13 protein-coding genes are annotated in these 15,486 nt (G+C 60.8%); 4 read left to right on the top strand and 9 right to left on the bottom strand.

Annotated features, from left to right (window positions below; translation table 11 throughout):
• Positions 1–7 precede the first annotated feature (7 nt).
• Both R4P70_RS02810 and R4P70_RS02805 read left to right on the top strand, forming a co-directional pair.
• Positions 8–577, top strand: a complete 570-nt coding sequence (locus tag R4P70_RS02810) for a flavin reductase family protein (protein WP_019745631.1) — start codon at positions 8–10, stop codon at positions 575–577.
• A gap of 11 nt (positions 578–588) precedes the next feature.
• On the top strand, positions 589–2,217 hold the full coding sequence (locus R4P70_RS02805) for a 4-hydroxyphenylacetate 3-hydroxylase family protein (protein ID WP_020971036.1): 1,629 nt from the start codon (positions 589–591) through the stop codon (positions 2,215–2,217).
• A 186-nt stretch (positions 2,218–2,403) separates the two neighbouring features.
• Here the strand turns inward: R4P70_RS02805 and R4P70_RS02800 are convergent, their stop codons facing one another.
• The 9 genes from R4P70_RS02800 to R4P70_RS02760 are packed head-to-tail and all read right to left on the bottom strand — an operon-like array spanning position 2,404 to position 12,529.
• Positions 2,404–3,294: a phytanoyl-CoA dioxygenase family protein gene (locus tag R4P70_RS02800; protein ID WP_020971037.1), complete on the bottom strand. Its 891-nt coding sequence runs from the start codon at positions 3,292–3,294 to the stop codon at positions 2,404–2,406.
• A 10-nt stretch (positions 3,295–3,304) separates the two neighbouring features.
• Positions 3,305–4,180, bottom strand: a complete 876-nt coding sequence (locus R4P70_RS02795; RefSeq protein WP_037120596.1) for an NAD(P)-dependent oxidoreductase — start codon at positions 4,178–4,180, stop codon at positions 3,305–3,307.
• A gap of 5 nt (positions 4,181–4,185) precedes the next feature.
• Entirely contained in the window at positions 4,186–5,667 is a 1,482-nt protein-coding gene (locus R4P70_RS02790) for a flavin-containing monooxygenase (protein ID WP_029256439.1), read from the bottom strand.
• A gap of 15 nt (positions 5,668–5,682) precedes the next feature.
• Positions 5,683–7,167: an aldehyde dehydrogenase family protein gene (locus R4P70_RS02785; RefSeq protein ID WP_317830359.1), complete on the bottom strand. Its 1,485-nt coding sequence runs from the start codon at positions 7,165–7,167 to the stop codon at positions 5,683–5,685.
• Complete coding sequence (locus tag R4P70_RS02780; RefSeq protein WP_317830358.1) at positions 7,164–8,654, bottom strand: amidase; 1,491 nt, start codon at positions 8,652–8,654, stop codon at positions 7,164–7,166. Before R4P70_RS02780 ends, R4P70_RS02785 begins: the two co-directional genes overlap by 4 nt.
• Positions 8,641–9,399, bottom strand: coding sequence for a gamma-glutamyl-gamma-aminobutyrate hydrolase family protein (locus tag R4P70_RS02775; RefSeq protein ID WP_029256441.1), 759 nt, complete (start codon positions 9,397–9,399; stop codon positions 8,641–8,643). Before R4P70_RS02775 ends, R4P70_RS02780 begins: the two co-directional genes overlap by 14 nt.
• Complete coding sequence (locus R4P70_RS02770) at positions 9,377–10,462, bottom strand: Zn-dependent alcohol dehydrogenase (protein WP_019745639.1); 1,086 nt, start codon at positions 10,460–10,462, stop codon at positions 9,377–9,379. The genes R4P70_RS02775 and R4P70_RS02770 overlap by 23 nt, the downstream gene beginning before the upstream one ends.
• 20 nt (positions 10,463–10,482) lie before the next feature.
• Positions 10,483–11,862, bottom strand: a complete 1,380-nt coding sequence (locus tag R4P70_RS02765) for a glutamine synthetase family protein (protein WP_019745640.1) — start codon at positions 11,860–11,862, stop codon at positions 10,483–10,485.
• On the bottom strand, positions 11,855–12,529 hold the full coding sequence (locus R4P70_RS02760; protein WP_019745641.1) for a hypothetical protein: 675 nt from the start codon (positions 12,527–12,529) through the stop codon (positions 11,855–11,857). Before R4P70_RS02760 ends, R4P70_RS02765 begins: the two co-directional genes overlap by 8 nt.
• Before the next feature lie 341 nt (positions 12,530–12,870).
• Here R4P70_RS02760 and R4P70_RS02755 point away from each other — a divergent pair, with 341 nt between their 5' ends.
• Together R4P70_RS02755 and R4P70_RS02750 are read left to right on the top strand one after the other, a co-directional pair.
• The gene (locus R4P70_RS02755; protein WP_317830357.1) at positions 12,871–13,464 is read left to right on the top strand and encodes a TetR/AcrR family transcriptional regulator; all 594 of its coding nucleotides are present in this window, start codon (positions 12,871–12,873) and stop codon (positions 13,462–13,464) included.
• Between the two features lie 273 nt (positions 13,465–13,737).
• The gene (locus R4P70_RS02750; protein ID WP_037136700.1) at positions 13,738–15,195 is read left to right on the top strand and encodes an APC family permease; all 1,458 of its coding nucleotides are present in this window, start codon (positions 13,738–13,740) and stop codon (positions 15,193–15,195) included.
• Positions 15,196–15,486: the final 291 nt, after the last annotated feature.

Raw genomic sequence — 15,486 nt, 5'->3', positions numbered from 1 at the left:
TCCGGTCATGGAACAAAATCAGCTTCGAGGCATCTTCGGCCAATTCGCCAGCGGCGTCACCGTCATCACCTGCACCAACGCCGACGGTCAGCCACATGGGGCCACGGTCACCGCATTCACGGCAATCTCCCTGGAACCACGCCTGTGCCAGATCACGATGACGCGAAAGTCCAAAGCGTGCGGCTACCTCGGCAACGCGCCGTTTGCCGTCAACATCCTTGCCGCCGACCAAGTGGACACGGCCATGCATTTTGCCGGCCGACCGCAGCGCACCGAACCGAAGTGGATCGACGGGCCGACCGCTCCCCTGCTCGACGGCGCCGCAGCAACTATCTCGTGCGTCCCGTGGAAGGAGTACGACGGTGGTGACCACATCATCTTCATCGGTGAGATCGTCGATGCGCAGTCGAGTGGCAAGGATCCGCTTCTGTTCTACCGAAGCACTTTTCACGACCTAGGCGCCACCTCGTCGACCACAGTCTGGAACGGCAGTCAGGACGACCCCCACAGCGGATGGTTCGACGCCACCACTTCCTTCACCCCGATTCATCTTCAGCCCGCACCCCAAACGATCTGAAAGGCTTTGCCATGACGACCACCGAAATTCCTCCCACCGGCGTCGACCCCGCAGATTCCGGAGCGCCACAGGTCAATCCGGCCGCCGACAGCGAAGCCAACCGCACGAAGAACTTCGCCACCCGGCCGATGACGGGTGACGAGTACATCTCGAGCCTGCAGGACGGTCGCGAGATCTGGCTTCACGGTGATCGCGTCAAGGACGTCACGACGCACCCCGCGTTCCGGAATCCGATCCGCATGACCGCAAGGCTGTACGACGCTCTGCACACGGGCGAGCACGTGGACGCCTTGACCGTTCCGACGGACACGGGCAACGGCGGTGTCACCATGCCGTTCTTCCGCACTCCGACGTCGTCGGCTGATCTACTCAAGGAACGCGACGCCATCGCGACGTGGGCACGTATGACCTACGGCTGGATGGGCCGCTCCCCCGACTACAAGGCAAGTTTCCTGGGAACCCTCCACGCCAACAAGGAGTTGTACGCACCGTTCCAGGACAACGCCGAGCGCTGGTACCGCGAATCGCAGGAGAAGGTTCTGTACTGGAACCACGCGATCATCAATCCCCCGGTGGATCGCCAACTTCCACCGGACGAAGTCGGCGACGTCTTCATGAAGGTGGAGAAGGAAACCGACGCCGGTTTGATCGTCAGCGGCGCCAAGGTGGTCGCCACCGGATCGGCGATCACAAACTACAACTTCATCGCTCACTACGGTCTGCCGATCAAGAAGAAGCAGTTCGCCTTGATCTGCACGGTACCGATGGACGCTCCGGGTGTGAAGCTGATCTGCCGCACCTCGTACACCGAACATGCTGCGGTGATGGGCAGTCCGTTCGATTACCCGCTGTCGAGCCGCATGGACGAGAACGACACCATCTTCGTCTTCGACAAGGTGTTGGTTCCATGGGAGAACGTCTTCATGTACGGCGACGTCGACCGGATCAACGCATTCTTCCCTCAATCGGGTTTCCTGCCGCGCTTCACCTTTCAGGGCTGCACTCGCCTGGCCGTCAAGCTCGACTTCATCGCCGGCCTGTTGATGAAAGCACTCGAAGCCACCGGCGCGGGCGGCTTCCGCGGAGTTCAGACCCGTGTCGGCGAGGTGATCGGGTGGCGAAACCTCTTCTGGTCGTTGACCGAATCGATGGCACGCGATCCCGAACAGTGGGTCGGCGATTCGGTGATCCCGAAGCTCGAGTACGGCCTGACCTATCGAATGTTCATGATCCAGGGGTACCCGCGGATCAAGGAGATCATCGAACAGGACGTGGCGTCAGGCCTGATCTACCTGCCTTCGAGTTCACTCGACTTCAAGAGCCCGGACGTGCGTCCGTACCTCGACAAGTACGTTCGTGGTTCGGACGGCATCACCGCCGTAGACCGCGTGAAAGTCATGAAGGCGCTGTGGGATTCGATCGGTACCGAGTTCGGCGGGCGCCACGAGCTCTACGAGCGCAACTACTCCGGCAATCACGAGAACGTCAAAGCGGAACTGCTGTTCGCAGCCCAGAATCGTGGACACGCAAGTTCCATGAAGGGACTTGCCGAGCAGTGCCTGAGTGAATACGACCTCGACGGCTGGACGGTTCCTGACCTTATCGGCAACGACGACGTCTCGTTCTTCAAGAACCGGTAGCTCACGCGGTACGAACACTGCACCCTTGGTCAGGACTAGGCAATTGCCTAGTCCTGACCTGAGACACACGATGTCAAGGTGAATCAGCTGGAGTACGCCCATGACGGATATGTTTCTCGATTCGAAACCCAGAAACTACTGTGCGAGTTGGGTTGCGGGTGGCAAGCGACGTGCAGGATCGAGGGTTCAGCGGGCAGTCGGGAGTTCGACGGCGCCGTTTTCGAGGAGAACGTGTGCGTCGATCATCTGACCGCCCCGTTCGACGTAACCCATCAGGTTCGCTCCGGACCCCCAGCCGAGCAGTCGCTGTACCTCTTCGGAAAGATCAAGCAGTTTTTCACGCGGGATTGACAGGTATTGGTTCTCTTCCTGACGTAAGCAGGCGAGGTCGAATGCCATCGTCAAGCCGGTCCGTGGCGCCTCGGACGAGTTGTTACCACCGCCGTGGTACGTAGAACCGGTCCAGATGAGGGCAGCACCGGCCCGCATCACGGTCGGCGCCGCTTCGGCTTGTTTCGGGCCTCGTTGGTCGTCCCACCGATGGCTTCCGGGTATGACGAGGGTGCCGCCGTTTTCTGCTGTGAAATCGCTGACCGCCACCATGATCTGCAGTCGGCCCTCGCGTCCGTAGTCGGGGTGGCGCCACAGAAAGCTCGTGTCGTCTCGATGGAGACGCTGGGCACCCTGCCCTGGGTGGATTTCGATTGCCTGAGTGACACCGATCTGGATATCAGGCGTGATTTCGATCTGGTCGTCTCCGACCCAGACGGACAGGGGCACCTGAAGGATCTTCTTGGCGGCCCCGTAGTAGAGCGGGTGGAGCGCGATCTGGGGCATGAGGTCGATCCGACCGAACAGCCCTCCTGCTCTTCGCGTTTGGGTTCCGGCGAAGAATTCGTCTTCTCCGTAGCCGGTGCTTTCAAGGACGGGGCCAAGTTGGGCGCGCAGCTCGTCGAGCTGGGGGGTGTCGAGGAAATCTTCGACGATGACACCGCCGTCACGGTGGATCACGTCGACGATCTCGTCGACTGTTGTTGTCGAGGGCAGGGCGGTGAGGTGATTGGCCATGGTTGTCATTGATGTCTCCTTAGATTGCGGATTGAGGGTTGGCGGAGAGTGTTTCGATTTGGGCGAAGATGCCCTTGTCCCCGTGCCCGGCTGCGCATGCACGTTGCAAGTTGTCGAGATTCGCCGTCATCAGAGCGGCGCGTTGGCCTGCTCGCTGCATCGATTGTTGCCAGGCTTCTACTGCGGCTGCGTATACGTTCAAGGTTGCCTGATCGGTCTCGTACTCTCCAGATTCGAACGCTTTGAGTGCTTCGTGAAGGAGTTCGAGAAGTTTGTCGGTCCACAGGTGCAAACTGTGGCGCATCTCCGCGATCGCGACGTCCTCGGACCGCACGTACGCTGCTGCTTCGTGGAAGGCACCGAGCGCGACGTTGAAGAATGCGCCTGCCATGGCCGCGTCGATCACGTTGGCGGCACCGGGACGGGCTCCGACATATCGTGATTGGGCGGCGATGGGTGTCAGAAGGCTCTGGACGTCCTCCCACACGTCCTCGTCTCCGGAATAGTTGATCCCTGAACTTTCGGTTCCGATGTCCTCCGGGTATGCAGCTATGGCTCCGTCGAGGTACCGAGCGCCTCGCCCTGCGATCCACTCGGCGAACTGGTTCGCTTCCTCCGGCGTACCGGTTGCGGTGTTGACGATGATTTTTCCGGCAATCGAATCTGCTTCTGTAACGACATCTTTGGCGATCTCGTAGTTCAGGAGACTGATGACGATTAGCGGGCTGGCCGCAATCGCAGATTGTGGAGATTCGGCGACTGTAGCTCCAGTCGCAGCGAGGGGTAACGCTCTGTCGGCGGTTCGATTCCACACCGTCACCTTTGTCCCGCTGCGTATGAGCGCCTGAGCGAGAGCTGTTCCCATCAAGCCGGTGCCGAGTATTGATACGTCCATGTTGTTCATCCTTTGCCTGTCGTCAGTGCACGGAAGTCGGACTTGCGGAATAGCCTGGTGCGCAACCAGTATTCGATTGTGCTGGCCGGCCACAGGGTGTCGATTCGACCGTCAGCGGATTGATACCAGCTGTCGCAGCCACCCGATGCCCATACAGTTCGGCGCATGCGTTCTTGGGTGGCGGCGTAGCTGCCTGTCTGGACGGTGCGATCGAGTTCGAGGGCAGAGATACTCTTTCGGCGCATGTACTGCACTGCCGAAGCGATGTATCTGGCTTGTGCTTCGATCATGAAGATGATCGAGTTGTGACCGAGACCGGTATTCGGGCCGTTGAGGAACCACAGGTTCGGGAACGCGGCGGATGCAAGCCCGAGCTTTGTTGCGGCGCCCTCGCGCCAACTGTCGGAGAGTTCGACTCCTTCGCGGCCGAATACTTTCATCGGTGCCAGGAAGCTGGTTGCCTGGAATCCCGTCGCGAAGATCAGGGTGTCGACTTCGTGTTCCGCTCCCTCTGAGTCAATGATCGAATGCGGGCGGATCTCGGAAACCCCCGAGGTGTTCAAGTGCACATTTTCCCGTTGCAGCGCGGGGTACCAGTCGTCGGATATCAAGCGACGTTTACAGCCGGGATCGTAATCTGGGGTGACCTTCTGCCTCAAGTCCGAATCCGGCACTTGCTGTTGAAGATTGGCGAGCGCCTGGGATCGGTACTGTTCGACGAGTTTGCGATTTCCGAGGAAGGCGCTGGCGAGCTTTTCGAATGCCCAGTAGGTCCGCCATCGCAGCCACCGTTGACGATAAGGACGCCGTGAGAATCTTTCGCGGGTGGCGGGCGACAGCGCGGCATCACCACGTGGCATGACCCAGTTGGGTGATCGCTGAAACACATGCAGGGTCTCGGTGTGCGGGGCGATTTCGGGGACGAACTGGATCGCACTGGCGCCGGAACCTATCACCGCGACACGCCTTCCCGACATGTCGAGGTCATGTCGCCACTTGGCGGAGTGGAATGCGGCACCCTCGAATGATTCCAGTCCGGGTAGCTGCGGGATGTACGGATTACTCAAGCCCCCTGAGCCGTTGACGACAACGGCCGCCGTCACTGATTCGCCGGATGCGAACTGGATGTTCCACCGGAGCCGGTCCTCGTCGAACCGCATTTCGGAGACCTCGACACCGAAGCGGATGTGCGGCAGCAAATCATACTGCGCAGCAACAGATCTGAGATAGTCGAGCAGTTCCGACCATGGCGGGAAGATACGGGTCCAGTTCGGGTTCTGAGCGAAGGAGTAGGAATACAACACGCTGGGCACATCGCAGGCTGCCCCTGGGTATGTGTTGTCGCGCCAGGTTCCGCCGACATCGTCGGCGCGTTCGTACAGGACGAAGTCGTCGATGCCCTTCTTCTTCAGTTCGATCGCCATGCACAGCCCGGAAAACCCGGTTCCGATGATCGCGATGTGGCCGTCGTTGACCCGTGATGACATGTGCTGTGCCTTTGTTCAGAGATGGATCCACGTCGACTTCGTCGACGTGAATTTGTCGAGTGCATGGATGCTCTTGTCCACACTGTGGCCTGAGAGTTTGCGACCGCCGAAGGGGACGGAGAGATCCCCTTCCTCGTAGCAGTTCACCCAGACAAGACCTGCGTCGATTTCGCGCGTGAGCCGATGGGCTCGTGTGAGATTCGACGTCCACACCCCCGCTCCGAGACCGAACGGTGTGGCGTTAGCCAACCTGACGGCGTCAGCGTCGTCAGTGAAACGGGTGACTGCGAGGATCGGTCCGAAAACTTCTTCGAGGAACAGGCGGTGCTCGGCCTGAACATCGGTGAACACGATCGGATCCAGGTACGCCCCCGAACCTGCTCGTTCCTGCAGCGAACCGTGGGCGAGCGTTGCGCCTTCTGTGTGAGCAGTTCTCGCGTGTTCGAGGACGTCCGCGCGATGCGCCCGACTCGCGACGGGCCCGATGTGGGTATCGGGATCGAAAGGGTCACCGACAGTGCAGCGCTTGATTTCCGAAACGACCTCGGCGACGAATTGATCCGCGATCGTTTCCTCGACCAACAAGCGAGCACCTGCAGTGCACATCTGTCCGGCGTTGAAGGTAATTGCCCACGCCACGGTGCGCGCTGCAACGGCGAGGTCCGGAGCATCGGCGAATACCAACTGTGGGCTCTTGCCGCCGAGTTCGAGATGCACGGGTTTCGCATTCGACTCACCCGCGTAGATCAGCAGCTGTTTGCCGACGTCCGGTGATCCGGTGAAGGTGAGACAGTCGACGCCGTTGTGGCGAGCAAGGGCAGCTCCGGCCTGTCCACCGCTACCTGTGACAACTTGCAGCACGCCGTCGGGAAGTCCTGCAGCCGAACCCAGCTGAGCCAAGCGAAGCAAGGACAACGGTGACTGTGTAGCGGGCTTGATGACCATGCTGTTGCCTGCAAGCAACGCAGGGGCGATTTTCCAACTACTGAGAGTGAGTGGGAAGTTCCATGGGGTGATCGCCGCGACCACCCCCACCGGCTCACGGCTCACCAACGCGACCGCATCGATCAGGCCGCGTGGCGACTCGTCGTAGAGTTTGTCAGCCAGTTCTCCATACCAGCAGAAGGTGTTCTCGACGGCGCGCAGCTCGATATCACGTGCCATCTGGATCGGCTTACCCATCTCGAGTGTGATGAGCGCAGCGAGTTCGTCGCGGTGCTCGTAGACGAGCTCTGCCCACCGCTGCAGTACCGCACCACGCTCGCGCGCACTGATCCTCGCCCACCGGCCATCGAGAAACGCCGCGCGAGCACCTTCGACGGCTCTGTCGACGTCGGCGTGAGTGGCCAGCGGGACACTGGTTACGACGGTGTCGTCATGCGGGGATAAGACATGGTGGCGCTCACTCCCGTCACCGTTGAACCATTGACCGTTCAGCCACATAGCCGATGGCGCTTCGATTGACGTCGCGAATCGTGTCCATTCCTCGCGGGTGTTCATGTGCGTTCCGTTTCCGAGTAGAGGGTCGGCATTTTTTCCGTTTCTGGGAGGAGCGGCTTGCCGGCATGAATCGGTGGGACGCGGCCTGCCCATGGGACGGCTTCCTCGAGTTGCGCGGCCACGGCAAGCAACAGATCGTCACGGCCGGGAGCTGCGGCGAGCTGCACTCCGATCGGCAGTCCGTCACACATTCCTGTGGGGATGGAGATAGCCGGTTGGCCCGTGACGTTGTAGATGGCAGTAAAGGGCGAGTACTTCGCCAAGGTGTCCACCCACTCGCCGGCGGTGATACCCCGCCGGTTGGAGTCGAGTTCGCCGACGTGCCAGGCGGTCGTCGGTGTGGTGGGCGTGAGAGTGAGGTCGAAGAATTCGAAGAAGCTCGCCGTGCCACGGGTCAGGTGATTCTGGTAGCGGCGGGCGCGGGCGATGTCCGCCCATTCCACGGTGAATCCGTGACGAACCATGGCGGCAGTCGAGCTCTCCAGCAAGGAGTACATGTCCTCGATGGCGCGTACTCCGGTCAGTGCGCGCATGGACTCTGCGATCGACGCAGACCAGAAAGTGAGATTGAGATCCCGAAACAGTTCGGGGTCAACATCTGGTGCCGCATTCTCGACGTGGCCGCCGAACTGTTCGAGCAAGCGCGCGATGCGCATCACCTCGGCTGTCACGGCGGGGTCCGCAGCGTGACGACTGCCAGGTGATTCGGTCGACACAGCGATCCGGAGGCCTTTCGGTCGCCGGCCGACTGCTCGGCTGTAGTGGCCGGGGCTTCGACGCGGCTGAAAGTACCGGTCCCCCGGTGCGCTGCCGTGCACTACGTCCATCAACGCGGCGGCGTCGCGAACTGTCCGGGTGACCGCGAACTCAGTCGTGAGGCCGAAGAGCGGTTCATCCGAATCCGGGCCGGGTGGAACGAGCCCGCGGGTCGGTTTGAGTCCCACCACCCCGCACAGTGCGGCAGGGATTCTTATGGATCCGCCGGCGTCGTTGGCGTGCGCCCACGGCAAGGCCCCGGCGGCAACGAGCGCCGCGGAGCCACCGCTGGATCCACCGGCGACCCGCTGTGGGTTCCAGGGGTTGCGGGTAGGACCGTTCACTGCCGATTCCGTCGTCGCGCTGAATCCGAATTCTGGTGTGGCAGTGCGACAGGTCACGGACAGTCCGGCAGCGCGCCACCTAGCCATCAGATCGGAGTCACGTGTGGCGATATAGCCTGCGGTTGCTGCGCTACCGTTCTCGTTCGCTATCCCCGCCGCAGTGCACAGGAGATCTTTGAGCGCGAACGGAACTCCGCTGAAAGGACCGGATGTGGAATACGTCGGTGGTGGGTCGAGTGGAGGACCGACGGTGGCACCGAGGTGCGTGTCGACGTGGGAGATTGCAGCCAGTGCGGCTTCGCGCACTTCAGCAGGGGTTACTTCTTTCCGGTCGAGTCGACATTTCAGATCCGTGGCGTCCATGTCCGAGTATTCATGCAACTCCATCGAGCACTTCCTTTCGCGCGAGAGCGACCTGGACCAACCATGCGAAGACGGGGTCCTTCCGGCGCCATTCCGGATGCCATTGGACGCCGACGATCGGTCTCCCGCGCATCTCCACCGCTTCGACGACACCGTCCGGAGCCCACCCGCTGGGAGTGAGGCCCGGGCCGAGCCGGTCCACTGCTTGGTGGTGCAAGGAGTTGACCTCTACGTGTGCGCCGTATATCTCGAACACCGTCGAATCAGTGGCGATCCGTACGGGGTGGGTCTCCTCGGCTATGCCCAGTCCTGGTGACTTGTGGTTGATGTCTATGGTCGGAAGATCAGGCACGAGCGTGCCTCCCAATGCCACATTCAGCATCTGCATCCCGCGACAGACACCCAGCAGTGGAGTACCGAGTTCTACTGCACCCGATATTAATTCGATCTCATACGCATCTCGACGCGGGTCACTGTCCGGGTCGGTGGGCGCGGCGTCGATACCCAGTGTTTCGGGGTGAACATCCTGCCCACCAGAGATGACTATTCCGTCGAGCCGCTCAATCAGGTCGATTCCGCTTGCCTCATAGGGAATTTGGACGACCAGGGCGCCTTCGGACGACAGCCGGGTGGGAAAATCGGAGTAGTGCATGTCGAACTCGAGATGGCGGTACCGAGGTTCGACGGCCAGGCGTTCCGCGCTCGAGCGCCGACCGGTCACTCCGATCAATGGGCGACGCGCACGCTCAGGCGAATTCGACGACGACACGATTCACCCCTCCTTCACGAAGCGCTGCGATTCCTGTGTTGATCTCGCCGAAGGGGACTCGCAACGAGATCATCTCGTCGAGTTCGAGTCGGCCCTGGACGTACAGCTCGGCCAATCGCGGAATATCGGTCGGGAATTGGTTCGACCCGAGGAGGGAGCCTTGCAATCGCTTCTCCTGGAAAAACAATTCCGACGCTGTGATCCGCAGCGGCTCGTCATCAGGAACCATGCCGAGGACCGTGGCCACTCCGCCGGGAGCGAGCATCGAGAATGCCTGCTCGACAGTGACTCTGCGGCCGATCGCCTCGAATGAGTAGTCCACCCCACCCGGACACAACGCGCGTACGGCGTCGACTGGTTCGATCTCAGCCGCGTTCACTGACGCAGTCGCCCCGACTCGAAGAGCCTGATCGATACTTCGCTGGTCCACATCGATCGCGATGATCCGGGCCGCGCCGGCTAGCCGGGCGCCCTGAATTACCGAAAGCCCCACGCCTCCACAACCGATGACGGCAACCGACGACCCTGGTTCGATGCGAGCACTGTGCCAGACCGCCCCGACGCCGGTGATGGTGGCGCACCCGAGCAAACTCGCGCGATCGAGAGGTACCGAATCGTCGACGCGGACGACGCTGTTCTCGTGCACGAGCATCTGTTCGGCGAATCCACCGATGCCACCCATTCGTCCCACTGCGCGCCCGGCCTTGGTCGTCAACGCCGGCTGGGGCCGCGAGCGGAGGCGGGAATGATTGGAGCAGAGGGTGAGTCGACCTGCAATGCAGTATCGGCATCGGCCACAAAAAGCTGTCATGCACGTCACGACGTGGTCGCCAGGCGCTACAGCCGTGACGTCTGACCCAACCGATTCGACGATGCCCGATGCCTCGTGACCGAGCACCTCCGGAAGTTCTGTTCGCCAGAGCGCGTCCACGTAGTGCAGATCGGTATGACACAGCCCGACGGCTGCTGTACGTATGCGAACTTCTCGAGGTCCGGCCACGTCGATGTCGAGTTCTTCGAACTCGAGCCGACCAGGGGCAGCGTTCAGTATTGCTGCTTTCATCTTCAGACCTGTCCTCGTTGTCAGACGTGCTCGAAGTAGCGTTCGAGCTCCCAGTCGGAGACTCCTGCGGCCGGGTCTCCCCCAGTGGTGAAGAACTGCAACCATTCCCACCGGCGCGTGCCGATCCAGTACTCCACCAGCTCTCGCCCCAAAACCTCCGTCAGGTTTACATCGCCACTCAATTCCGCGATCGCTCGAGAGAGGCTGGCTGGCAACTTCGGGGTTCCCGGCGGCAATCCCCAGGCCATGACGGTGCATTCGAGGCCAGGATCGCTGTGATCGCGCAGACCGATCAGACCGCCGGCAAGGAACGATGCCATCGACAGATAGATGTTCACGTCCGCCGACGGGACGCGATACTCGACACGAGAGAGCTTCTCGGTCGTGCAGACGGCTCGAACGGCCGCACTCTTGTTGTCAACACCCCACGTGACGGTGGTGGGAGGTCCGTCGAATTCTGCGATTCTGCGGTATGAGTTCACGGTCGGATACTGGAAAGAACTGGCCGCCGCCATTGTGTCGAGGACGCCACCGATGAAGTTCCGCATCGTCTCCGACGGGCGCGAGGGCTCAACTTCATCGAAGAAGGCGTTCCGTCCGTCCTGTTGAAGCGAAAGGTTGATGTGAGCGCCCTGCCCGAACTGGTCCGGCGACCACCGAGCCATGAAGGTGATGGTGCGACCGTGCTCGTAGGCGACTTCCCGCATGATCTGCTTCGTTCGTACGTACCAGTCCGCTGCGGTGAGAATGTCGGTCGGTGGGAGATTTACTTCGATTTGGCCGTGCGCGGACTCGTCTGCCCAGCCTTCCCAAGGGATTCCGGCCCGTTCGATGCGGTCAGCTATTGCGTCCATGAGCGTCGTGTAGTCCCGTGATCTGCTCAACAGGTAGATCGCGCCCTGGGTACCGCCGAGTGGATGCAGGTTCGTGAAACGCTGTTCGCGGGCCTGCTCGATCGACTCTTCGAACACCGTGGCCTCGATCTCCACGGCCGCCTTACCTGTAAATCCAAGCTCGGCAAGCTCTTTGACCACACGTGCGAGCGTGGATCGCGAACACACCGGAAGCGGTGCCCCGTGTTGATCGACCAGATCACACATCACCGTGGCGAGGCCTGGTAGTGATGCGTCGGTTGACAGAGTCGTAAGGTCGGGACGAAGGAAGACGTCGTGCATCTCACCGCGCCAATCACCGAAATCGAATCCGAGCTGAGCGGTGTTCCCGAGATCGACTGCGAGGGCGATATCAGCGAATCCCCAGCCCGATTGCGCTCCGGACTCAAACTTTTTGGGTGACAGATGTTTTCCGACCAAGGCACCATCCAACGTCACGGTTTGTGCGCGAATCGTGCGAACGGAATTGTTGCCGATCCATTCACCGAGGTTCGTCGTGTCAGACATGGAGGACCGCCTTCATTGATGCTCCCGCGACGACCGACAATTGTCGGTTCGTGCCTTTGATGTAGAACTTCCCTGCGCGCAGGGAATAGACGAACAACTCGAAACCCGCTAGCAGTCGACGTAGATCCATCTCGAGCCCGTGAATTTCATACGCATCCGTTGTCGGCCCCACGTGCACGGCTGCGCCCGTGTCGAGAGCAGCCAATGACAATCCGGGCATTCCAGGCAGGCCCGAAGCTTTCTCCCAGAATTCACACGCTGCGATGTCCAGCGTCGGTGGCTCTGGTTCGATAAGAGGGGTTAACGCGGCAACATTCGCAGTGCCCGCCAGGGGCTCGTCCTCGGATATCGCCAGTTCGTCGACGCTGATTCCGACAACAGGAACTGTCGACCCCTCGGGGCTACTGACGTGCACGCCGGTTGCTGTTCGAGTCAATCGCGCGCTTTGCGGATCACTGGTCGACTGCAGGTCGACCTCGGGGGGCATTGCCTCGAGAGCTTTCCTGCCTGAGTCGGAATCGAGAGCAACGCGCAGGCGGGTCACGACAGCTCGTACCAACGGGGGTGGGTCGAACTCCATCGTGACGGCGACGTCGGGCGCACACCGGGTATGGGATTCATCGGGTCGCGGTGGATCTGTATCCACCCGCTCTCGGATGTCGGTCATGGGGTGGTCCCTCCAGTTTCGGGGCATGGGGCAAGCGATTTGGTTGCGCGTCAGAGAGACGCGGTTTTGTGCGATGTCGCAGCTCTCGCCCTGGTGTGATCTGCCAAGCGCTATAGTCGAGCAATGAAGTCAGTCACATGACTAACTCATGCGACTGAGATTATGGCGGATCGGAGCTAGCGTCAATAGGCAAACTGCAAGAGATCCCGAAGAGCGGCAACGACGCACCCGGAACGCACCGGGCAGATAAAGGATCGACCAGGGTGTCACGCACGCTGAGTGACATCGATACGCTCGACCCCTGGAGTCCCACGACAACGAGAAGGTGAACGGTAAAGCGAATGGCGTATCTGACAGCATCCGAGCGGCGGACTGCGATCGTCAAGGCCGCCGCCCGAGTCATCATTCGCGACGGACTGGCCGCGGCGACCACCCGCCGCATCGCCGACGAAGCCGGTGTCAACCTCGCTGCGTTGCACTACAGTTTCGACGGCAAAGGAGAGATCTATACCGCCGTGGACGACATGTTTCGTGCCACCACAGTGGGATCACGCCTGGTACCGACAACTGGCTGGACACGTCAAGAGATCATCCGTTCATTGCTCGAACGCTTCCAAGCTCTTCTCCACGCCGATCGGGACGTCCCGATCGCCCAATACGAGCTGCTGCTGTGGGCGCTGCGCAATCCGGACAAGGCCGAACTCGCCAGAGCCAGCTACACGACGTACATCTCCGCCTTCGCCGATGAACTTCGGCACGCAACCGACATCGCCGGCAGCGACGCCACACTGCTCGCCCGCTACACGATCGGCGCAATCGACGGAATCTACATGCAAAATCTCGCAACTGGCGCGACCGGAGTGAGCGCACCCGAACTCGACGCCATCTCGTCCGCAATCGTCGGCATCATCGATTCGATCCACCCGCCCCACTAGAGTTTTCCCGTTTCCCGCCCGGCGTTGCAATCGACAGCGCCGGGCCGCAGTCGTGCCCGTCATCATCCGAATCCCGCAGCTGCATTCAAGGAATTTCCCGGAACTCATTGACGAACAGCAAGGGCGAAGCTAATCTCAGTCGATCGACTCAGTCATGTGACTGACATCACCATCTCCTGAGGGCTATCCCGATCCTCACACGCGCGATCGCGGCCGATCCCGGCATATAGCCCCTGCCCGCACTCGACAGTGCACAAATTCAAGGACGCACACATGAATCACTCGTCGAATAATGCTGTAGCACAGACTGATACGGAGTCCATCAACCTTGAATCCGGCCATCTCAGCCGCCTTCAACTGACCTCGCTGGCCATCTCGTCAATGATCCCTGCCGTCGGCATGGCGTCGTTTCCAATGCTGCTGGTACTCAACGCAGGACTCGGTGGTTGGGTCGCTGCTCTGCTCGCAGCGCTGACAGTCATCTGCGTCGGCAGAGCAGTAACCGTCTTCGCTAGCCGGTATGTCGCCTCCGGATCGCTCTACTCCTACGCCGGCGAAGTATTCGGGCGATGGGCACAGTCACTGATCGCAGCCTCGTTGTTTCTCGGGTATCTGGCGATGGTCGCAAGCATTTTGCTGGTCATCGGCGCGTACAGCGGTAGCTTCCTGCAATCTATCGGCATCAACGGCGGCCTCGATCGCCCTGCACAAATCGCGATCTACCTCGCCTCCGCAGCAATTGTCGCGGCGATCACCTGTCGCGGCCTAGATGTTTCGATCGTAATCGCGGTCCTACTCACTGCGATTTGTCTTCCACTGTTGCTGGCCATTACCGGGGCGAGTGCGATTCACACTGGTCTACATCTGCAGGAACAACTGACTCTTCAGGGCGCGTCCGTCAGCGGGATCGTGGCCGGCATCGCATCCGGAACTGCGTTCCTGGTCGGTTTCGAGGGGAGCGCGGCCCTGGCCGCGGAGACCCGCGACCCGAAGAAGAATGTGCCGGCCGCCGTGATGAGTGTTCCCATCGTGCTTGGAACCTTGTACGTGATCGCAACCTTCCTACAGGCACCAGGAATCACGGAGACGTCCGACCAAATCCTTTCCGGCACATCATCCCCCGCCGCCCTGGCCGAGAATGCGGGCTTACCGACCGCAATGGGACAAATGACGGACCTCGTTGTCGCCGTAGCGACCTTCGCCGCACTGATCGGATTCGTCAACTACGGATCCCGCTTCGTCGCCACTCTGTCAGCCGAAAAGCTTCTACCACAAAGGTTCACACGCATACACTCCCGATTTCACAGCCCTGTTTCCGCAATCCTGCTGATCATTCTCGGTGGCCTCTTCGGCATTTGCACTTTGGTGATCGGCGCCACGGGCCCACTTCCTTCCATCTATAATGCAGTGTCAACTCTGGTCGTCTATTTCTGGGTGAGCCCATACGTCGTCATCAGCATCGGCGCCGTGATGCTCCTCTTCCGCGAGCGCGCAGCCACCGCCGTGACAATCGCAGCACTGATCGCCGGTGCCGTCGCAACCTCATGGATCTATCTCAACGGAATCTTCTTCCCCGCACCGTCTCCAGTCAGTGCCATGTCCTACGTTGCGCTCGCAACCATCACGCCGGCCACTATCGCCTTTTACCTGATGGGGCGTCGAAGCCACGCTGACGCCTCCCAGCCGCCACCTCACCTGAACTCGGAACGAGCGACGGCCCGAGAGCAGTAGACGAACCTCAAATTCAAGCCACCAAACCGGCTTCCCCGTCGCGAGGCACGGGCCCACCGGTGCGTGAAGACCACGCCACCTAACCTGCACTGGAACTAAAAGCGGAAGCGCCGTCGGCGCCAATTTGCTCGAGTTGGATCAGTGGGCCAAAGACATGGTCCTTGAAGCCGTCGCTACGTCGCGTACGCGTCATCCTTCGGACGCAGCCCCTTCGGCTACTACGCGTGCGCGGCAGCCAACAACGCTGTGGCGCATGGAATGCCCTTCGACCATGCACTCGCTGACGGAGAC

Origin of the sequence: Rhodococcus sp. IEGM 1241 (assembly GCF_033142365.1) — a bacterium.
GTDB classification, from domain to species: domain Bacteria; phylum Actinomycetota; class Actinomycetes; order Mycobacteriales; family Mycobacteriaceae; genus Rhodococcus_F; species Rhodococcus_F erythropolis.
This window is presented reverse-complemented; position numbering and strand designations above follow the sequence as displayed.